Consider the following 19,594-nt stretch of genomic DNA (forward strand, 5'->3'; position numbering starts at 1 on the left):
ACCGCCCTATTCCTGCGACTGACGGCAGCCCATATCGCGGGGCGCCTTCAGGATTGCCTCGCCTTGGCGGCGGTACGGAACGGATGCCCGGAATTTGCAGCATTGCCAAGCTCTGGATTGCGCGGCGCGTAGCGGGAAATGGGTAGCAAGTTATCCGGGCCTTCGCCCAGACCTTCCAGCCTGCAAGACTGGTTCTTATGGCAATCCTCACATCTTGCGACATGCCGCAGGTTGACGATGTCCAGGATTTCGATCTCGTCCGATGCGTGCAGCGCGATCGCGCCTTTGTCAGACAGCTGGTGGAGCCCTCGGCACAGAGTCTCGACCGTCATGTCGAGAAGGGATGCCAGATCGCGCCGGCTCAGGTCGATATTGATGATCGGGCCGTCAAGGTCGTTATCGTGCGGGATTTGCTGAAACACCCAGAACGCGATGCGTTGCAACGTCTTGCGCCCCCGCATCGCCGCCACCCACAGCCGGTTTTCCTCAAGCTGGCGCGCCGTCATTTCAAGATATGCCCGATACACTTGCGGGCGGTCATGAATGAGCTGATCAAGCGCCTCGCGGCTGATCCAGCATATCGTGGTGGGCGTCACGGTCTCCCAGGAAAACGCGTTTTCGCGTTTGCTCAGATCGCCGACCAGCTGGCCGGGCTTGAGAAGCTCCAGCAGATGGTTTTCGCCATCCGGCGTCAGCAAAACGATCTTGACCAGGCCCGACGCGATGATGCCGATCCGGTCGGAAACCTCACCCTGCAAGACGATCTCTTCGGATGCCTTATAACGCATATTCTGCGTTCTCGAGAACAAGGCGGTTGCGACGGTCTTGTCCAGAAGACCGCAGAGCCCGGAACGGCGCGCTTCGCAGGAGGCGCAGGTTTCAAAGGGTAGGTGCTGCGAGCTAGCTGAATAATCCATTGATTCCCCCCGGTTTCGATGGTGTGCTGCATCAAGGGTCTCACTCACCCAGGCGCGAGAAACGTGGTGGTAGTTTAGGAATTTGCAGCCGCGACGTCCGGGTTATAATTGTACAGAATTGTGCGTGGCATGCCGGTTGGCGTCGCGTGGTCCGGGGAGGGGACGACCATGAGCGACACGTCAGACGAGGGCCAGCGGCCGCATGCCGACTGTATCGACGCGCGTCTTTCCCTGTTCATTTCCGATGCGCCGGTTGCTCTGGCCATGTTTGATCGCGACATGCGGTATGTCGCGGGGTCGAAGCTGTGGGTGGATCGCCACGGGCCGAAGGGTCCGGATACCCAGCAGGGCCGACCTTTGCGCCTGCCCAAGTGGCTGCGGGATGCCCATCAGCGTGCAGTCGGGGGTGAAGAGGTGTCCTGCGATGAGGAGGCCATCACGCATGAGGGCGGATGCCCCACATGGGAGCGGTGGCGCGTCCGGCCGGTTGCGGGTGCCAATGGCGATATCGTGGGAAGCGCCGTCTTCTTTGAGGATATCAGCGCCCAGAAGGCCGCTGAAGCGCGGTGCAAGGATAGCGAAACGCGGTTGCGCCTGATGATCGACGCGGTAGGCGTCGGCCTTGTGGAGCGGGATCTGGAGACCGGTGAAGGCGCAGCCAGCGAGACTTTCCGGAAACTGATTGGCCTGGCCGAGGATGCCGTTCCGACCGATCTGGATCGCTGGATCGAGCTGCTGAGCCCGTCGGACCCAGAGGCTTTCCGCGAGGCGCGGCGCCGCGCGCTAGACCCCGGCGGTGACGGGTTTTTCAAGTCTGATGTCAGGCCGACCGTCGAGGACCAGAAGCGCGACATGCAGCTGATCGGGCGCGTCATGTTTTCAGGGCCGGATGGCGCGAAAAAGCCGGAGCGCTTTGTCGGGGTCCTGATCGATGACACCGAGCGCAGCGAGCTGCAGATGTCGCTGGCCCGCTCGCAGCGGCTGGAGACGGTGGGGCGGATCGCGGGCATCATCGCGCATGATTTCAATAACCTGCTTTCCGTGATCCTCGCCAATCTGGAGTTGGCGGCGCTGCGGGTTTCGGACCGGGTGACCAGTGATCTGCTGCAATCCGCGATCGACTCGGCTGAGATGGGCGGGGATTTCAACAAGAAGCTGCTCAGCCTGTCGGGTCAAAAAGACACGGTGCCGCCGCTGATCCGGCTGGACGACCACATTCTCAAGACATGGGCCATGCTGGAACGGCTGCTGAACGAACGTGCGGCCCTGCATTTTCGGCCCGGCGCAGAGCACCAGTGCATCCGTATGAACCCGTCCGAGCTGGACGGCGCCATCCTGAACCTCGTCCTCAATGCGCGCGACGCGCAGCCGGACGGAGGCGAGATTGTCATCGCGACCCGCACCGTCGACATCAGCGAGAAGGCGGCCGAGACCCATGAGGACGGAAAGCCGGGCCGTTTTCTGGAACTCAGCGTCTCGGATCAGGGTATTGGCATGACTGCGGCGGATATCCGCAAGGCGCGCGAGCCTTTCTTTACCAGCAAGCCGCCGACATTGGGCACGGGACTTGGACTGACCAGCGTCGCGGCTTCGGTTGCGCGGGCGGATGGATTCATCGCGATCGAATCCGAGCCCGAGCAGGGGACCAAGGTATCGCTCTTTCTGCCGATCGCCGAATGCTCATCTTCGCAAGGGATCAAGCAGCGCGATATGCCGCTCGGGAATGGCGAGCTTATCCTTGTCGTCGAGGATGACGACATGGTCCGCGAAGCGACGCTGAAGCGCCTGGAGGCGCTTGGTTATGCGGTGATCGAATCCGCCGACGGCTCGGGCGCGTTGCAATTGCTGGCCGAGGGCGAGCCGGTGGACCTGGTGTTTTCCGACGTGGTCATGCCGGGCGGGATCTCGGGCTATGATCTGGTGGGCGAGGTCGCGCGGCATTATCCACACGTCGCGGTCCTGCTGACCTCCGGCCACAGCTCGATCCGCGGCGCGCTGCAGACGGACGCCGGGCCCGTTTCGGAACTACTGAAAAAGCCCTACTCGATGGCGGTACTGGCGCAGGCGGTGGAGCGCGCGCTCAGGCCTCCTGAGATACAGGAGTGACCTCAGCGCTGAAGACGTAGCCGACCCCGCGCACCGAGCGGATCAGCATTTCCTCGTCCGGCGTTTCGATCTTGCGGCGCAGGCGTGCGACATGGCCGTCGATGGACCTGTCGCAGGGGGACCAGTCGCGCCCGTATAATGCGTTGGAAATCTCGTCCCGGCTCAAAACGCGGCCCGGATGGCTTACGAAAAGCTCCAGCAATTGCAGCTCCATCGCCGTCAGGTCCAGCGTGCTGCCGTCGAGATGCCGGGCCGTCTTGCGCGTCAGGTCCAGCTCGCTGTGATTGAACATGACCTTGGAGGGCGCCTGGACCGCCGAGCGATAGAGCTTCAGCGTCTTTTCCAGCCTCAGGATGACTTCCCGGATGTGAAACGGTTTGACGATGTAGTCATCCGCGCCGCATTCCAGCCCCCGCACGCGGTCATAGGGCTCGCTCCGGCCCGAGATCATGACGACGGGAATGTTGCGCTGGCCGCGCAGCTCGCGGGCAAGCTTCAGCCCGTCCTCTTCGCCCAGATTGAGATCAAGGGTGACGAGGGTGACGTCATGGTCGCGCATGCAATCGAGCATCGAGGCGCGGTCCCACGCCTCGAAAACCTGCCACCCCTGGGATGTCAAACCAAGGCGCAGCGTTTTTCTGACTTCGGGATCGTCTTCGACGACAAGGACGGAGGCAGGGGCCATATCGGATCAGTCTCATATCTCGGTCAACTGCACAGATGTTAAAGCAGAAATGAACGACATATCAAATTCATGCAGATACTTTTGGGCCCGCCGTTTTAGCCCCCGCGATTTACCACAGGCGGCATCCGCATGGCGCGGTCATGCGGATGTCAAGACCGGATCAGCCGGCTTTGACCTTGATCGCCTTCTCGGAATCCAGAGCCGCCTTGGATTTCGGCACCTGAACCGTCAGCACACCTTTCGAAAAATGGGCGTCGATCTTGTCATGATCGGCATTCTCCGGCAGGCGGATCGAGCGCTGGAAGCTGCCCCAGCGGCGTTCGCTGAGGTGATGGCTGGCATCTTCCTCTTTCCGCTCCTCCGTTTTTTCGCCGCTGATCACGAGCGCGCCGTTGCTTGTCTTCACATGCACCGCTTCAGGGTCCATGCCGGGAATCTCGGCGGTGATCGTATAGCCCTTCTCGGTCTCGGTCAGGTCCATCGCCGGGTAGAGTGCGAAGGCCCCGCCCTCGCGTTCGGATCGGGCCGGGCTGCGGTCGAACCACAGGCTGGGCTCGAAAGCGTCGAACAGCCGGTCCATCTCATCGCGAAGGCTGTCGAACCCAGCCCAAGGGCGTAGGCCACGGGACGCTGGGCCGCTTGTGCGCTTGACGGGGACATTGGTGGATTCCTTGGGCATTTACGTTTCTCCTTTTTGACATGACGCCGCTGGCTGGCGCCGCGATCGGCAGTACGGCCAAGGGCATTTTCCGCAGTGTCCGGTGACAGGCAGATCACTGCATCTTGCAAAGAGTGGGACAATCGCGAACGATCTGATCATGTCCGAGTCGCCACCCCTCGGCATTGATTATCGTCAATCTTCCGGCGGCGCGGCGCGCGAGTTGACGAGTGTCAATGTGGGTGCCGGGTGTCTGCGTTATCCAGTGGGAAACCGATGTGCGCATAGATTAAGGATCCGACGTGAAACATGCATTTCGAAAGATCGCCCTCCTGATCGGATCGGCACTGCTTGCCAACCCCGCGCTGGCCGAAGACGGGTCCTGGGGACAGCGATTCTACGATCAGACCTGCGCCACCTGTCATGGCGGCGCAGGCACGGGCGATGGCAACCTGGCCGATTGGCTGAGCATCGAGGTGCCCGACCTGACGACGCTGAGCGAGCGCAATGGCGGCGAGTTTCCAATGCTGCGCGTCATCGATATCATCGACGGGCGCATCAAGCTGCGCGCGCATGAGGACCCGATGCCACTTTATGGCGAGAAGTTTCGCAACGAGCTTCAGCCGGAATACGGGATGGCCGGCGCGGCGCATACGCTGATCAGAGGGCGCATTCTGTCCATTGCGGAATATCTACGGACAATTCAGAAATAGCCGCGCCTGACTGCTGGCGTCTCAGCCAGAAAGCAGGGCGCGGATGGCCGCCACGAGTTCGCGCGACGAAAACCGCACGAGATTCTTGTTGAATTCACGGCGCACGGAGCCTTGCAGATCGCCGGATATCTCCGCGCGCCAGAGGCCGATGGTTTCAGTAGGGCAGATGACCACAAGCCCGTCGAACCCGTCTGCGTCTTTTTGCTGTTCCAGATAACTCAGGACTTCGCGCACGAAGGTGCGGGCCTCACTCCTCAACAATTCCGGCTCGCTGCCATTCGCAAAGCGTCCGCTGCCGCCATGCGCCGCGGGGCCGATCTCGGCGCGCTCCACGATGGCGCCGCCAGGGTTCAGGCTGCGGCCCTGTATTGATACCTCGGCCGGGATCCTCTCGGTTGGTCCGGGCAGGGATCTCAATATGCGCGCTCGGGTCGTATTCAGAATCACATACCAGATGCGTACGGGTTGCATCGCCCTTCGCCTACTTGTGGTGGCCGGCGACCGCACGAGTCAGTTCTCCGGCAAGCTGGAGAGGGACCGAATGCGCCACGTCGCCAAGGCTGAGCATTCCGACCATCCGCTTGTCATCGTCGAGCACGGGCAGGCGCCGGATCTTCTTCTGATCCATGAGGTGAATGGCATCTTCCACCGTCTCCTCGGTGCGGCAATAGATGACGCCCTTGCTCATCACCTCCTCGGCTTTCAGGCTCTTTGCGTCCAGCCCTTTGGCCACAACGCGTAGGGCAAGATCGCGGTCGGTGATCATCCCGACCAGCTTGTCATTCTGGCCGACCATGACTGCGCCGATATCTTCCTTGGCCATGCGCGCGGCAATCTCGCTGACCGGCGTGTCGACCTCGACCCATTCTGCCGGGCCATGCATTGCATCGCTTATTTTCATGATGTCCTCCTGAAAAAGGTCGCCTCAGCATAGCGCGATTTCGCTCTGCGCGCATTGATGGTGGTCAACCGGCGCGGGGCGGACGATTAGAGAAGCGCAGTGGCGTGTGAGCGGCAGCGACGCCGGGTCAGTCCGCTTTGCCGTGGTGGGACGGGCCGGAGAGCTCGCGAAAGACGCCAAGATACGCGAAGATATCCGAAAGGGTGATCACCCCCACAAGGTGACGCTTGTCGACGACAAGGAACTTCCGCCGGCCGGTCTTGGTGATGACGGACATCAGCTTGGCTCCGGGCACTGTCGGGGCAACGGTGTTTTCGGGCGCCGCAGGCTCGAAAATATCGTTGACGGTCGTGCGGGGCCAGAGTGTCCGGTCGACGCCCCGAACCAGCTGAAAATCCACATAGCCAAGCAGCGCGCCATTCTCCACCACCGGGGCGAAGCTGATGCCATGCTCCAGGAAAATATCGTCCACCAGATGCGCAAGCGTGTGATCAGGATGCGCCGTCCACGGATCGCGCGTCATCAGGTCGGCCACTGTCCGCCCCTCCAGCGCCGTCTTGCTCTCGAGCTGCACAAGCGCGGCGCGCGAGGTGGCAAGCACGAAGAGGCCGATGAGAATGGGCCAGAGCCCGACCCCAACCGCGCCCGAGAAAACCGCATATAGCCCAAGGGCCATGAACCCGTAGGCGAAGATTGCCGAGACATGGGTCGCGCGCCGGGTCGCACCCAGCAGATCGCCCGACCGCGTCCAGAGCCACGCTCGCAGGACGCGCCCGCCATCCATCGGAAAGGCCGGGAGCAGGTTGAACACGGCCAGGATCAGATTGAGACTGGCCAGATAAGACAGCAGCAGGACGACCGTCCGGGGCATTCCCGCGATCTCGGTGATCCATGCGCCGGTCCAGAAGGTGGCCGCGATGCACAGGCTGGCGATGGGGCCGGCAATGGCGATCCAGAATTCGCTGGTCCCGTCGGCCGGCTCGGATTTCAGTTCCGCGACGCCCCCGAAGAGAAAGAGGGTGATGCCGGAAATATGCAGATCGAACCGCCTTGCGACCTCGGCATGGGACAACTCATGCAGGATGAGCGACGCGAAAAGGCCCAGCATCGCGATGACGGCCAGCGTGACGCGCGTGCCGCTGGTGGCGTCCGGCAGGACTGTGGGGAAATAAGAGGTCGAAAGGCTCCAGACGATCAGCGCGGCGATAACGAGCCAACTGGCATCAATCTTGATGTCAAAGCCGCTGATGCGTGCGATCCGAACGGCATTCCCCCACATGGACCTCTCCCGTTTCCTGTGCGCCGTCTAGGCGCGGGTATGGCCGCCATAAAAGCGCATTGCGACCGTCTGGAATTGATGAAGGTCAATACAGGGATTGGCCGTGCCGGGCCCCATAGCTGCCGTCACAGGCCGAACGGGTAGGTTTCATCCTCGGCCACGTTGCTCAGCGTGGCCAGCGGGGTGACGGCCCGGCTGCGATCGAACCAGACGAAGGCGTCATATTGCTCGGCCAGATTGGCCGGGCTGTAATGGCTCGCCCGTTCGCTTTCGGGCCGGTAGATCACGCCGATATAGCGCTCCAGCCTTTCGCGCGAGAGGAGGTTTCGGAAGGCGTCAGTCTGGTCCTTGTTGAAGTCCCAGAGGAACCGCTCGAGATCCAGTGCATGGCAGATTTCCTCGTAGCTGCCGGGCAGCGGGGACCGGATGGTCTTGACCTCCATCGGCGCGTCCCATTCGGAGGCCGCCGCAACGGTGCCCGACGCTGTTCCAAAGCCGATCAGCGCTGCCGTGTCGCCGTATTCTTCGCGGCAGAGCTGGCCGATATTCAACTCGCCCCGGCTGCGGCCCATATCCGTATGGCGCGCGTCGCCGATATGCGAATTATGCGCCCAGACCACCGCCTTCTTGTCCGGCCCGGCATGGTCCAGGATCTGGCGCAGCGTCTGAAACATGTGCTGGTCGCGCAGGTTCCATGACAGGGCCGAGCCGTGATACATCACGCGGTAATAGCGCTCGGCACTGGCAACGAGCCGGGCGTTCTGGGCCGCGTCAAAGAACTGGTCGCCATCCTTGCTGTTATACTCCAGCTGCTTTTTGAGAAGATCGACAAGGATCTGCGTCACGGCCTTTTCGCAAAGCGAAAAGCCATGGGTCAGCGCCGCCCGCCCATAGGCGGCGGGGTCGCGCGCCCAAGGGGCAAGACAGCCGTAGCGCTCGCGCGCCACTGCCGCTGCATGATCGTCCGTCTGGTCGAGATAGGACAGGACCGCCGCCATCGAGGCGTTCATGTTGTAGAGGTCCAGCCCGTAGAAGGCGACGCGCTCTTCCATCGATCTGGCGCGGTTGTGCTGCGCCAGAAAGCGAATGAAGGCGTCAAAATCGGTGTTGCGCCACATCCATGTGGGAAAGCGGGCAAAGGCCGTGCCGGACATCGCCTCGGAAGGTTTCTGGCGTATGTGCCGGTCGATGGTTGCGGCGTCCGGCCAGTCGGCCTCGACCGCCACGATAGAAAAGCCATGCTCTTCGACAAGCCGGCGGGTTATGGCGGCGCGAGCGGCGTAGAATTCGGATGTTCCATGCGAGGCCTCGCCCAGTAGCACGACGCGCTTGGAAGCGAAGCGGTCAAAGGCCGATGCGAACGCGGCATCATTGATCGGCGGCAAGCGCTCGGCGGCGGCCTTCAGGGTCTTGCGCTCCTCCCCGGTCAGGGGTCCCGGTGCCGGTCTTGTGGCCTTTGGAGCGCGCAGATGCGCCTTGAACCAATCGGTTGTGTGCCCGGTGACGGCATCGAGCGCGCCCGGCTCTTCGAACAGATGCCCCGCACCTGGCACGATCTCAAGCTGTTTCGGGCAGGTCAGCACCGTCCGCGCCTGCTTGTTCAGCCGGATGACATCATGGTCTTCGCCGCCAACGATCAGCAAGGTCGCGGCCTGCACCTGGGGCAGGTAGTCTGCCGCCAGATCCGGGCGGCCACCACGTGACACCACGGCGCCGACCCGCCCCCTCAACTCCGCCGCACTCATCAGCGCGGCAGCGGCGCCCATGCTGGATCCGAAAAGGCCAAGGGGCAACTCGTCCAGATCAGGCTCGGAAGCGATCCAGATGGCTGCCTCGACGATGCGATCCGCCAGGATCGGGGTGCCGATGACCTCGCGGCGCTCCTTATCCTCTTCCGGAGTCAGCAAATCGAAGAGAAGCGTGGCAAAGCCCTCGTTGTCGAGCTTGTCGGCCACATAGGTGTTCCGGGGGCTGAGGCGGCTGGATCCGTTTCCGTGGGCAAAGAGGATGATGCCACGGGGGTTGTGGGGCACGGTCAGATCGCCGGCAAGGCCGAGCGGTGGGATGGCCACCTGACGCCGGTAGTGAGGGTGCGCCTCCGGGGCAGGGCCAAGCTGGGCCGTGTTCAGCAGCGCAACCGTCTCCTCGTCCGAGAGCTGGTGAAAGTCCTTGTAGAACGCGCCCACGCCGCGAAACTCCGAGACGGGATGCACGCAGATGATATCGTCGGCCTGATCGTAGATCTCCTGCAAGGCGGATGTCGGCGCGACGGGCAGCGCCACGATGATCCGGGCCGGACCAAGGCGTTTGAACCCGATCAGGGCCGCTTTCATCGTGGCGCCGGTCGCGAGCCCGTCATCGACGACGACCACGGTTCGGCCCTTCGGCACCAGACGCGTCCGATCACCAAGATAGAGCGCCTTGCGCCGTTCCAACTCGGCCCGCTGATCGGCAACCGCCCGCGCAACATAGGCGTCATTCGCGCCGGACAGCCGGCGGATATCCTCATTGATGACGATCTGCTCTCCTCCGCCCTCTACCAGCGCGCCAAGGGCGACCTCGGGATTGCCGGGCGCGCCGATCTTGCGGACCAGAAGCAGGTCAAGCGGGGCCCTCAGGGCCTTCGCGACCTCCGCGGCCACGGGCACGCCGCCGCGGGGCAGGGCATAGATCAGCGGATCGTCCAGTTCCAATTCCATCAGCAGCCGGGCAAGCTTCTGTCCGGCATCGGAGCGGTCCTTGAATATGCGGGCGAGTTTGTCCATGGCCACAACCCTAACGATACGCGGAATCGAAGAGGTTGATTTTTCTCAATCACGGCGGCGAACGCGGCAGCCCGCGCGGGATGCAGCCCATGATGGCCCCAATGTCAGCCAAGACCTGCCGATTCACGGGGCGCAAGCCAGGCACTTTGATTGAAATCAATGGCCGGGTGTATCTTTTGCTACACTGACGATGCGTGTGCATCTTCGGCTGGGGGTGAGAAATTCGACATGGGAGAGAAGACAGGTGGCAAACACATCGTCTGGAAATTTGCGCCGGGAGGCTATTCAATCCCCCCGCGCGTCACGCCGGAGCGTGATGATCTGACACCTGAATTGCAAAAATACATGCATGTTCTGGGTCCGACGCCCAAACGGTGTCTGGAGGCGCTTGCCGATCTTGGTATGTCTGATGTCGAAATCGGTCACTACTTCAGGATGCCATGCAGACGTGTCACGGAGCTCAGGCAAATCTGGAGAATCGATGGCAAAGCGTGACAATCTGGGCTGGAGCGCTCAGTGCAATGAACCGCTGCTCACGTGCTGCACAGTCTTGATCCAATCCGGATTGCACCCCGCTCAGTCTTTTTTCCATTTACATGAACATGATATCGGATCGTTTGCGTGCGAAAGGCGCGGCGTGGCTTAGTAAAGCGCTAAAAAGAACGCAGCAGGGAAAGACTTGAGGGAAGAGTGATGGGGACCGATCTGCAGATGCAGGCCTTCGCTGCGGAGGCCGAAGAGGTTCTTGCTGGGGCAGGGACGGCGCCCGAGGCCGGGCTATCGGCCAGCGAGGTCCTTGCAAGGCGCAAGAAATTCGGGCGCAACGAGTTGCGGCAGGCCAAGGGAAAGAGCGCCCTGTCGATCCTTCTGCACCAGTTCAAGAGCGTTATCGTCTGGCTTCTGGTTGTCGGCGCGGGGTTTTCGCTGTGGCTGGGGGATCTGGTCGAGGCGGGCGCGATCATCGTTGTGCTGATCATCAATTCCGCGATCGGGTTCTTCACGGAGCTGCGCGCCGAAAAATCGATGACGGCCCTGCGCCGGATTGCGCGGGTCCGCACGCGGGTACGCCGGGACGGTGCCGAGCAAACGGTGGATGCGCAGGAGCTTGTACCGGGCGATATCGTCCTGATCGAAGAAGGCGACGTGGTCACCGCCGATGTGCGTCTGATCGAGGTCGCCGATCTGCACTGCGACGAAAGCGTGCTGACCGGCGAGTCGGTGCCGGTGGTCAAAAATGCAGACAGCCTGGACCCGGACACGCCGTTGGCTGATCGCGTGAACATGGCCTTCAAGGGCAGCTCGGTCACGCGCGGGCGGGCCGAGGCGGTGGCGGTGAGCACCGGCATGCAGACCGAGCTGGGCCGGATCAGCGATCTGGCGCAATCGGCCAAGGGCGAAGCCGCGCCGCTGGAGCGCCGCCTTGACCGGCTGGGCCACCGACTGGTGTGGCTGACTTTGGGGCTTGCGGCGTTCACGACCGTCCTTGGCGTGCTGCGAGGGCATGCGCTGAGCGACATGATCGAGACCGGCGTGGCGCTGGCTGTGGCGGCGGTGCCAGAGGGGCTGCCGGTTGTTGCCACCTTGACGCTGGCGCGCGGCATGTGGCGCATGGCGGCCCGCAATGCCCTGATCTCGAACATGCCATCGGTCGAGACGCTGGGCGCCACGACGATCATTTTGACCGACAAGACCGGCACCCTGACCGAAAACCGCATGACCGCCGAGCGATACCTGCTGCCAGAGGGCGATATCCTGCTTGAGGCGGAGGGCCAGGATACGCGTTTCGCCCTGAACGGAGAGCGTGTCGCGGTGAGCGAGAGTGGTGCGCTGGAGCAGTGCCTGAGGATCGGCGCGCTTTGCAACACCGCGACGCTTGACTTGGGGGCGGGCGAGGGCGCGGCCAACGGAGATCCGATGGAACAGGCGCTTTTGCTCGCCGCCAGATCGGCGGGCATGTTGCGCGAGGATCTGGAGCGGGAGTATTCGCAGACCGGCCAGTCCCCCTTCGATCCGACGAAAAAGATGATGGCCACGATCCATGAGAACGACGGTGAGGCGTTTCTGGCGGTCAAGGGCGCCCCAGAGGCGGTGCTGGCATGTTGCAGCAAAGTGATGGCCAAGGACGGCCGGACCCAGCCGATGGACGACGCTGCACGCGCCGAATGGCAAGAGCGGTCCGAGGCGGCGGCGCGCGAGGGGTTACGCCTTCTGGGCCTGGCTTGGAAAACCGCCCGCAGCGATAGCACCGATCCATACGGCGATCTCACCCTGGCGGGCTTGGTGTGCCTGCTGGATCCTATCCGCGCCGATATACCAGATGCGATCGGCGCCGCGCGCCGGGCGGGCGTGGAGGTGGTCATGATGACCGGCGATCATGCTGATACCGCGGTGACGATCGCCGCGCGCGCCGGGCTGGGGAATGGCGAGATTGCAGTACTGGAAGAGGGCGATCTGGCCGATCTGGATGCCATCACCTGCGACAGCGATGAGGGCCGGGCAATCAGAGCGACTCACGTTTTCGCCCGCGTTCAGCCCGAGACCAAGCTGAAGCTTGCCGCGTTCTTTCAGCGATGCGGCGAGATCGTTGCCATGACGGGCGACGGCGTCAACGATGCGCCTGCGCTCAAGAAGGCCGATATCGGCATTGCCATGGGCCAGCGCGGCACCGAGGTCGCCCGCGAGGCGGCGGATATGGTGCTGAAAGACGACAAGTTTGCCACCATCATCTCGGCAATGCGGCAGGGGCGGGTAATCTTCGGGAACATCCGGTCCTTCGTCGTCTACCTGATGTCCTGCAATGTCAGCGAGATCCTGGTGGTGGGACTGGCCGTGGGGATGGGCCTCCCGGCTCCGCTTCTGCCGCTGCAGATCCTGTTTCTGAACCTCGTGACGGATGTCTTCCCGGCCTTCGCGCTGGGCCTCGGGCGCGGGGATGCGGCCGTGATGAACCGGCCCCCGCGTGATCCCGCCGAAGGGATTGTTGCGCGCGACCAATGGGTACTGATCGGGGGGCTTGGCGCGCTGATCACGGCGCTCACGCTGGGCGCCTTTGCGCTGGCGCTTTTCTGGCTGCGGCTGGAGATCGGACCTGCGGTCACGGTGTCATTCCTGACGCTGGCGCTGGCACAATTGTGGAACGTGTTCAACATGCGCAAAGCCGGCAGCAGCCTGATTGTCAATGAAGTGACGCGGAACCCCTATGTCTGGGGCGCGCTTGTGCTTTGCCTTGGTCTGATAGCGGCGGCGCTGTGGCTGCCGGGCCTGTCGGAGGTGCTGAAGCTGCCCGATCCCGGCCGCATGGGGCTGGCGTTCGCCTTTGGCATGAGCCTTCTGCAATACGTTCTGGGGCAGGGCATCGCGGCTCTTGCCGCCTCTGGGCATCCTGAGGAGCGCGCGCATTGAGCATTCATGGGTGCGAAAACGCCGCTGCATAACGCTGAAATCGCGGAGGTTTTCCGCAAAAAGGCCGACCTTCTTGAAATTGAGCGCGCGAACCGGTTTCACTTGCGCGCCTATCGCCTTCCGGCGGGCACGCTGGCCGGTCTGCCGCAGGACCTGGCCGGAATGATCGCGGACGGGCAGGATCTGTCCGAATGGCCCGGCATCGGTGACGATCTGGCGGGCCAGATCGCGGAGCTGGTCAATATCGGCGCGCTGGAGCAGTTTCCGACGCGGTAACGACACCGTGGGCGATCTCGATATTCTGGCGACGGCGAAGCGCGGGAATGATGTCACGCAGGCCTTCACCCGCTATGGCGAGGTTGATGACATCGTCAGCCGGGGTTCCATCCGGTCCACGGTGATCCTGCGCTCGGGGCTGAGCGTCGATCTGCGGGTGGTGGATGAGGTAAGCGATTGCTCCATTTCACCGGCTCGAAAGCGCATAACATCGCGCTTAGCCGTCGGGCGACCGGCAATGGCTGGAAGTTGAACGAGTATGGCCTTTGCGACAGGGATGACCGGATCGTGGGGCAGGCCGGGCGCGGCTGGCTTGAGGCGGGCGATGTGCTGAACACCCGCCCGCTGGATGCGATGCTGGAAATGATCAAGCGCTAGAGGGCGGACCCGTCCGCCACTTTGCTCAGTGTGCGAGGAGGACAGGAAACTCCGTCTGCTCGACCACTGACCGCGTTGTGCCGCCAAAGACGGCCTGCCGCATCCGCGAATGGCCAAAAGCGCCCATCACCACCAGATCGGCGCCCATCTCGGCCGAGCGCGCGCGGATGCGCTCGCCGATTTCGGCGCCCCCGCTTGGGTAGCTCTGAACGGTCACATGGCAGCCATGATGGCTAAGCCATCTTGCCACATCGGACCCGGGATTTTCCCCGAACCGATCCGCCGACTCCACAGGGTCGAAAATCCCTACCGTCACCTCCTCGGCCCCGGTCAGTAGCGGCAGCGCCGCATGAACGGCCCGCGCCGCCGGAATGCTGGTATCCCACGAGATGAAGACGCGTTCGGGTCTCAGCGCCTTGGGCGCGGCGCCGGGGTTCAGGATCACCGCGGTCGAGGATTGAAAGAGAACGCCGTGGACGGCGTTGCCAAAGGTGTTGTCCTGATCGCGCAGATCGTTCGATATGATCACCGCGTCGAATGTCGACGCATGCCGTCCGATGATCGCCGGCAACGCCGCCTGATCGCATCCGAGAATGTCGATATCGCAATTCACGCCCGCGTCCGAGATACGCTTTTCCAGCGTCTTCGCCTTGTCCGTCAGTTCGGCCTGCGCGTTCTCGATCTCTTTCTGCCAGTTTTTCGGCAGCTTGGGCATGCCATAGAAACCCACTCCGTCGGTATAGACCTGCGGGCGGTGCTGCGCCTCCAGCACGAGAAGCGATAGATGCGTTCCATCGGCGGCAGCCGTCTTTAGGACCGGATCAAGGTCCGCGCCTTGCGCGCTCCCGCCGACGAGCACAAGAATACTGGCGTTTTTCATGGTCTGATCCCCTGAAGCATGGTCGATATGCTGCCCTCGTCTTCATCATAGAGGCATCAGGGCTACGTTACTACGAAGAGGCAGACGGCGAGTTGATCAACATCAACGCCTGAGCGGCTTGGGTCTGCCCGGATACGGAACGTCAAGCGCGAGGCGGACTTGCACCTGGGCAGGTCTTGGCGGATGGTCCGGGAACATCATGCCGGCGCCGGGCCTTATCAGGGAGGGAATGCCCGATTCCGGGCGCCGGAAACCTTAGACAAAGTGGCCGAGGTGCCTGAATGAATGTCATCGTGCTTGGATTTCTGGGCAGTCTTGCCGCGGGCCTGATGACCGCGGTCGGGGCGCTGCCCATCTTGGTCGGACGGACGGTTTCGCGCCGGGCGAATGATATCCTTTTGGGTTTCGCGGCCGGGATCATGCTCTCGGCATCCTATTTCTCCCTCATCATCCCGGGCCTCGATATCGCCGGCGCACAATACGGCGAGGGAGTCATTCCGGGGCTGATTGCGGTGGGCGGAATCCTCCTTGGGGCGGGTGCGATCTATCTGCTGAACGAGCGGGTGCCGCATCGGCATTTCGTCTCGGGGCTGGAAGGGCCCAAGGCCGCGTCCGTTAGAAAAATATGGCTTTTCGTGATTGCGATTACTCTCCACAACATCCCCGAGGGGCTTGCCGTTGGCGTCGGCTTTGGCGGCGGAGATATGGGCGCCGCGACGACGCTTGCACTTGGGATCGGACTGCAAAACGCGCCCGAAGGTCTGGCAGTCGCGCTTGCGCTGCGCAGCGAAGGGTACAAGAGCGGCTTTGCCTTCCTCGTCGCGGCCGCCACTGGCCTGGTCGAGCCTGTGGCCGGCCTGCTCGGCGTCCTCGCGATCAGCGCGTCGGAGATTCTCTTGCCCTGGGGGCTGACCTTCGCGGCGGGGGCCATGCTCTACGTGATCAGCAACGAGATCATCCCCGAGACGCATCGCCACGGGCATCATAAGGGGGCGACTGCGGGCCTGATGGCAGGGGTCGTCGTGATGATGTTCATGGATGTCGTCTTCGGCTGAGGGTGTGCGGTGCGGTGAGCCCCGCTGGGAAGCCTGTGCCCTCAACCGAAATATTGCCGTTGTGCTGTGCCTCCCGGTGCCGAGGGGTGCCTTCACCACGGTCAAAAGCCGGCCCTGCCTGCGGGACTCCGTCCAATCGGCGTTGAAGTCTGATTTTGACATGATGAGGCAGGCGGGGGACCGCAATATCTTCAGCAGATTCGATCCGTCCTCGGAAACGGAGCGGGCGATCACCCTGATTGGCGAAGAGATCGTCAAATGTGCGGCTGACCGCGCCAAAGACCTCGGCGTCGCGAAGGTGGGCGCCCGGACGGTGGACGATGATCCGGCCGATGGGATTCTGAAGATGACCGAGGAAACCGGGGCCGACATGATCATGGTCGGTCACCGCGGCCTTGGCCGCGTGCGCAGCCTGTTGATGGGCAGCGTGGCGCATAAGTTGAACACTCACGCGAGCTGCACGGTCGTGATGGTTCGGTCATGTCGCGGGGTGTCGTTTGGGCGCTAAGCGTGTCGGATAACCCTACCGGCGATTGCTCGCCGGTAGGGCAGGTCTTGGCTCAGGCGAGCAGGTCGAAGACGTCTTCGCTTCCGGCGATACGCAGGTTGATCTCGTCCTGTCCCATGCCGTCGACAAGCGCCCAGATGACCGCGCCCTGGTAGACGACAAACGCCTCGTTGATCGCGCCGTCCCCCGATCCGGAATTTCCGGAATTCACCACGAAGTCCGATGCCGATGCAGCAGCATTGCCAAAGAACAGGATGTCATCCTCTGCGGCGTTGTAGTCCTGCACCCAATCGGTTCCGTGTCCGGCCGCGCCAAGGTGGAAGAACGTATCAGCCTCGGTACCGCCATTCAGCCTGTCATTGCCATAGCCGCCATTGAGGAAATCCTCGCCCTCGCCTCCGAACATGACATCAGAGCCGCTGTTTCCGGTGAGAACGTCGTCCCCATCCTGGCCAGCGATCGTGTCATTGCCAGCGCCACCGAGGAGGCTGTCGTTGCCCTCCATGCCGTAGATGGCGTCATCGCCGGTACCACCGTCGACGCTGTCATCGCCCACACCGGCATAGACCGTATCGTTATCGGCCTCGGCAAAGATGAAGTCGTCTTCGCTGCCGCCGTTGATCGTGTCCTCGCCTTCGCCACCGTAGATCGTGTCAGAGCCGCCAAGGCCAAGCACCTTGTCATTGCCGCCCAGTGCGTCGATCGAGTCGGCGCCCTCGGTGCCTTCAAGATCGTCATCGCCTTCGGTTCCGATGATCTCCACCGGCCCTTCGGTGACGCTTTGGGTTGCGGTCATGAAGCTTTCGGCGCCCAGTGCTTCGGCGACGCCCTCGAGCACGGCAATCTGGTAGCCGCCGACCGAAATTACCAGATCGTCACCATCAACCGTCTGGGTGATGTTGGTCTGCGACATGACCGTATCGAGCGTCACATTATCCGCCCCGAGGCCGATCAGGCCAAGCATGTCGAAACCGACCTCGAAATCGCTGATCGTGTTCGACTGGATCGTGCCGCTGTCGACGCTGTCACCATAGGACAGGATGAAGAAGTCGCTGCCAGCGCCACCGGTCAGAGTGTTGTTGCCTTGGCCCGCGATGTAATCATCCTCGGCGCCACCAATGAAGCTTGCGCCCTCAGCAAGGATCTGGATCTCTTCATAATCCATCAGCAACTCGGCGCTGTAGAGCGTGGCCGGCTTGGTGTCGCCCTTGACGTAAAACGAAAAGTCCAGGTTTCCGGTCAGTTCCAGGCCTTCGGCCGCCGTCCCGGCCAGGTTCTGCCAACCTGCGCTGATCGACAGGGGCGAAACCGCGGTTTCCCAGTCGAGCAGGTTTAGAACCGTCTGCGTCTCGGCGCCGACCTCGTATTTTTCCTCGTCCTGGGTGGTAGGTAGCGGATCGCTCGGGTCAGTCGGGATGACAACGCTGGGCAGGTCCTGACCATACTTGTCGGCCTGCAGACGCCAGCGCGGGCCAACCACGTATTCGCCGTCCTCGTTGAGTACCGGCTCAAACGGCTCGCGGTCCTGCGTCGTGTACCAGGCGTTGGTAAAACCCTCCTCGAGATCGACCGAGGTCGCGCCGATCTGGTCGATCATCGTGCCCTCGACAGTACTCGGGATCGAGGGATCCTTGAGGACCGTGCCAGCGGGGTAGAGCGTGCCGTCGCCGGCATAGAAGTCCGCTGTGCTCACCCAAGTGCCGTCCGGCAGCTCCTCATAGCTGGGAAGCGTTCCGATGGCGGCCTCGTTCTCCAGGCCCTCGGGGCGGACCTGATCGTTCGGGTTGTTGGTGATGGTATGATGCAGAACCAGTTCGGCCGAGGTCACACGGAAGAGCGGCAAAAGGCCGTTGTCATCGGGCGTGCTCCACTCGTCGGGGGCCTCCAATTCGGCGTCGATCCGGATATCGTTGGGGCGCTTGACGGTATTCCCCCAGCGATAGAGGAGCTTGCCGTCGTCTTTCATCGTGACCGAGTAGTCTTCGCCATACGCGATGTCGTATTCGATCGTTGTCTCGTTGGGATTGAGCAGGTCCGAGAGGTCGAAGACGCCGTCGTCGTTCTTGTCGATCACGCCATATCCTTCCGGATCCGACAGAAGCTCGGCAACCTTGACGCCGTTCCAAGCCTCGTTCTGGCTGAGTAGGATCAGGTCGTCATCAAGGCCGTAAACCGCGTCCGGATCCTCGGGAAATTTCTGGTCCGACAGCACGTTCTGCATGACCGAGTAATGCTCGGTCGACGCTTTGACGGTATTCCCGCCAATCCCGGAAAGCCAGGTCCCCAACACGGCCGGGGTCTTGTAGGTATCCGTCGGTGCGTCCGATACAACGAGGCCGATCTGGTCGCCGCCTTCGCCAAACAGATCGCCGGCCCAGCCCTCCTCAAACAGGCCATCGCTGAACTCCTTCTCGGTCGCACCCGAAAAGTCGGTGACGTTCCAGCCGAATTCACTGTTGATCGGGAAGAGATCGACACCCTCCTTGGTGACCTTGGGGTCGGAGGAGAAATCGATAACCGGCGCATCGCCCTCTTGCACGTCGCCCTGGGTCAGGCCGTCGAAGGTACCCACAATGTCTTTCGTGCTGAAGACATGCGTGGTCCGATAGAGCGGATCAGTGTTGAGCGGTTGGTCCCAGTCTTGTTCAGTCCCAGGATTTATTGGTGTGGCCATCGTGTACTTCCTTCCTTTCATCAGCGCCGCAGGCGGCCTGATTTCCAAACGTTCGGGAAACTGGTGGGGCAGCGTGGTCTGCTGATTCGACGCGATGTGCCGGGGGTAGGCCGGGAGTGCGATCGATCGAGAGCATGTCGTTCCTTCTTCATTAGTCCAGTTTCGGTCTTTCGAAATCGAAACGCGGAACGCTCTGCATATCGCGCCAGTCAACGGCACTGTCTGACGCGCTTGGACACAAGCGCAGCTACAGCTTGCAAAGCGTGGATCGGTCTCGATCAATCTCAAGATATTCACTTCGGCGAAGCACTGGTGGTTGTGTCTCGATTCTGGTGGAAATTCTCCAGCGGCGTTCTCCGAGCATGCGGATTTGGGCCTGATCAGGCCGCGAGGTCAA

17 protein-coding genes are annotated in these 19,594 nt (G+C 62.3%); 8 read left to right on the forward strand and 9 right to left on the reverse strand.

Features of this window, described 5'->3' with window-relative positions; all coding sequences use genetic code 11:
* Window positions 1–47: 47 nt before the first annotated feature.
* Window positions 48–965 (reverse strand): Crp/Fnr family transcriptional regulator, encoded by a 918-nt coding sequence (locus ACEWPL_RS14495; RefSeq protein WP_393931961.1) that lies wholly within the window; start codon window positions 963–965, stop codon window positions 48–50.
* A gap of 120 nt (window positions 966–1,085) precedes the next feature.
* Between ACEWPL_RS14495 and ACEWPL_RS14500 the strand changes: the two genes are divergently transcribed.
* Complete coding sequence (locus ACEWPL_RS14500) at window positions 1,086–3,023, forward strand: hybrid sensor histidine kinase/response regulator (protein WP_393931959.1); 1,938 nt, start codon at window positions 1,086–1,088, stop codon at window positions 3,021–3,023.
* On the opposite strand, the gene ACEWPL_RS14505 is transcribed toward ACEWPL_RS14500, so the two are convergent.
* Entirely contained in the window at window positions 2,998–3,708 is a 711-nt protein-coding gene (locus ACEWPL_RS14505; protein ID WP_393931957.1) for a response regulator transcription factor, read from the reverse strand. The two genes, ACEWPL_RS14500 and ACEWPL_RS14505, sit on opposite strands and share 26 nt — an antisense overlap.
* A gap of 160 nt (window positions 3,709–3,868) precedes the next feature.
* On the reverse strand, window positions 3,869–4,387 hold the full coding sequence (locus tag ACEWPL_RS14510; protein ID WP_393931955.1) for an Hsp20/alpha crystallin family protein: 519 nt from the start codon (window positions 4,385–4,387) through the stop codon (window positions 3,869–3,871).
* Window positions 4,388–4,668: 281 nt separating this feature from the next.
* Between ACEWPL_RS14510 and ACEWPL_RS14515 the strand changes: the two genes are divergently transcribed.
* On the forward strand, window positions 4,669–5,079 hold the full coding sequence (locus ACEWPL_RS14515; RefSeq protein ID WP_393931953.1) for a c-type cytochrome: 411 nt from the start codon (window positions 4,669–4,671) through the stop codon (window positions 5,077–5,079).
* Window positions 5,080–5,100: 21 nt separating this feature from the next.
* Here ACEWPL_RS14515 and ACEWPL_RS14520 read toward each other — a convergent pair whose 3' ends face one another.
* The 4 genes from ACEWPL_RS14520 to ACEWPL_RS14535 all read right to left on the reverse strand — a co-directional run bounded on the left by ACEWPL_RS14520 (window position 5,101) and on the right by ACEWPL_RS14535 (window position 10,024).
* Entirely contained in the window at window positions 5,101–5,550 is a 450-nt protein-coding gene (locus ACEWPL_RS14520; protein WP_393931951.1) for a host attachment protein, read from the reverse strand.
* 10 nt (window positions 5,551–5,560) lie between these two features.
* Window positions 5,561–5,980, reverse strand: coding sequence for a CBS domain-containing protein (locus ACEWPL_RS14525; RefSeq protein WP_393931949.1), 420 nt, complete (start codon window positions 5,978–5,980; stop codon window positions 5,561–5,563).
* Window positions 5,981–6,107: 127 nt separating this feature from the next.
* On the reverse strand, window positions 6,108–7,259 hold the full coding sequence (locus tag ACEWPL_RS14530) for a site-2 protease family protein (RefSeq protein WP_393931947.1): 1,152 nt from the start codon (window positions 7,257–7,259) through the stop codon (window positions 6,108–6,110).
* A 125-nt stretch (window positions 7,260–7,384) separates the two neighbouring features.
* A complete protein-coding gene (locus ACEWPL_RS14535; protein ID WP_393931945.1) occupies window positions 7,385–10,024 on the reverse strand; it encodes an erythromycin esterase family protein in 2,640 nt (879 codons plus the stop codon).
* Between the two features lie 228 nt (window positions 10,025–10,252).
* Here ACEWPL_RS14535 and ACEWPL_RS14540 point away from each other — a divergent pair, with 228 nt between their 5' ends.
* From ACEWPL_RS14540 to ACEWPL_RS14555, 4 genes are all read left to right on the forward strand, one after another.
* Window positions 10,253–10,519, forward strand: a complete 267-nt coding sequence (locus tag ACEWPL_RS14540; RefSeq protein WP_393931942.1) for a hypothetical protein — start codon at window positions 10,253–10,255, stop codon at window positions 10,517–10,519.
* A gap of 198 nt (window positions 10,520–10,717) precedes the next feature.
* Complete coding sequence (locus ACEWPL_RS14545) at window positions 10,718–13,426, forward strand: cation-translocating P-type ATPase (protein WP_393931939.1); 2,709 nt, start codon at window positions 10,718–10,720, stop codon at window positions 13,424–13,426.
* A 6-nt stretch (window positions 13,427–13,432) separates the two neighbouring features.
* Window positions 13,433–13,702 (forward strand): hypothetical protein, encoded by a 270-nt coding sequence (locus ACEWPL_RS14550; RefSeq protein WP_393931937.1) that lies wholly within the window; start codon window positions 13,433–13,435, stop codon window positions 13,700–13,702.
* A gap of 177 nt (window positions 13,703–13,879) precedes the next feature.
* Window positions 13,880–14,080, forward strand: a complete 201-nt coding sequence (locus tag ACEWPL_RS14555; RefSeq protein ID WP_393931935.1) for a hypothetical protein — start codon at window positions 13,880–13,882, stop codon at window positions 14,078–14,080.
* A 25-nt stretch (window positions 14,081–14,105) separates the two neighbouring features.
* On the opposite strand, the gene ACEWPL_RS14560 is transcribed toward ACEWPL_RS14555, so the two are convergent.
* Complete coding sequence (locus tag ACEWPL_RS14560; RefSeq protein WP_393931933.1) at window positions 14,106–14,960, reverse strand: universal stress protein; 855 nt, start codon at window positions 14,958–14,960, stop codon at window positions 14,106–14,108.
* Window positions 14,961–15,241: 281 nt separating this feature from the next.
* Between ACEWPL_RS14560 and ACEWPL_RS14565 the strand changes: the two genes are divergently transcribed.
* Window positions 15,242–16,015: a ZIP family metal transporter gene (locus ACEWPL_RS14565; protein WP_393931931.1), complete on the forward strand. Its 774-nt coding sequence runs from the start codon at window positions 15,242–15,244 to the stop codon at window positions 16,013–16,015.
* Window positions 15,999–16,523, forward strand: coding sequence for a universal stress protein (locus tag ACEWPL_RS14570; protein WP_393931929.1), 525 nt, complete (start codon window positions 15,999–16,001; stop codon window positions 16,521–16,523). The genes ACEWPL_RS14565 and ACEWPL_RS14570 overlap by 17 nt, the downstream gene beginning before the upstream one ends.
* 52 nt (window positions 16,524–16,575) lie before the next feature.
* On the opposite strand, the gene ACEWPL_RS14575 is transcribed toward ACEWPL_RS14570, so the two are convergent.
* On the reverse strand, window positions 16,576–19,197 hold the full coding sequence (locus ACEWPL_RS14575) for a calcium-binding protein (RefSeq protein WP_393931927.1): 2,622 nt from the start codon (window positions 19,195–19,197) through the stop codon (window positions 16,576–16,578).
* Between the last annotated feature and the right edge of the window lie 397 nt (window positions 19,198–19,594).

It is taken from the genome of Roseovarius roseus (assembly GCF_043355935.2).
Lineage (GTDB): Bacteria > Pseudomonadota > Alphaproteobacteria > Rhodobacterales > Rhodobacteraceae > Roseovarius > Roseovarius roseus.

Bases quoted from the DNA above. Each gene is read 5' to 3' on its own strand.
- ACEWPL_RS14500 (WP_393931959.1), top strand. From the start codon at position 1,086: ATGAGCGACACGTCAGACGAGGGCCAGCGGCCGCATGCCGACTGTATC.
- ACEWPL_RS14505 (WP_393931957.1), bottom strand. From the start codon at position 3,708: ATGGCCCCTGCCTCCGTCCTTGTCGTCGAAGACGATCCCGAAGTCAGA.
- ACEWPL_RS14510 (WP_393931955.1), bottom strand. From the start codon at position 4,387: ATGCCCAAGGAATCCACCAATGTCCCCGTCAAGCGCACAAGCGGCCCA.
- ACEWPL_RS14520 (WP_393931951.1), bottom strand. From the start codon at position 5,550: ATGCAACCCGTACGCATCTGGTATGTGATTCTGAATACGACCCGAGCG.
- ACEWPL_RS14525 (WP_393931949.1), bottom strand. From the start codon at position 5,980: ATGAAAATAAGCGATGCAATGCATGGCCCGGCAGAATGGGTCGAGGTC.
- ACEWPL_RS14530 (WP_393931947.1), bottom strand. From the start codon at position 7,259: ATGTGGGGGAATGCCGTTCGGATCGCACGCATCAGCGGCTTTGACATC.
- ACEWPL_RS14535 (WP_393931945.1), bottom strand. From the start codon at position 10,024: ATGGACAAACTCGCCCGCATATTCAAGGACCGCTCCGATGCCGGACAG.
- ACEWPL_RS14540 (WP_393931942.1), top strand. From the start codon at position 10,253: ATGGGAGAGAAGACAGGTGGCAAACACATCGTCTGGAAATTTGCGCCG.
- ACEWPL_RS14545 (WP_393931939.1), top strand. From the start codon at position 10,718: ATGGGGACCGATCTGCAGATGCAGGCCTTCGCTGCGGAGGCCGAAGAG.
- ACEWPL_RS14550 (WP_393931937.1), top strand. From the start codon at position 13,433: ATGGGTGCGAAAACGCCGCTGCATAACGCTGAAATCGCGGAGGTTTTC.
- ACEWPL_RS14560 (WP_393931933.1), bottom strand. From the start codon at position 14,960: ATGAAAAACGCCAGTATTCTTGTGCTCGTCGGCGGGAGCGCGCAAGGC.
- ACEWPL_RS14565 (WP_393931931.1), top strand. From the start codon at position 15,242: ATGAATGTCATCGTGCTTGGATTTCTGGGCAGTCTTGCCGCGGGCCTG.
- ACEWPL_RS14570 (WP_393931929.1), top strand. From the start codon at position 15,999: ATGTCGTCTTCGGCTGAGGGTGTGCGGTGCGGTGAGCCCCGCTGGGAA.
- ACEWPL_RS14575 (WP_393931927.1), bottom strand. From the start codon at position 19,197: ATGGCCACACCAATAAATCCTGGGACTGAACAAGACTGGGACCAACCG.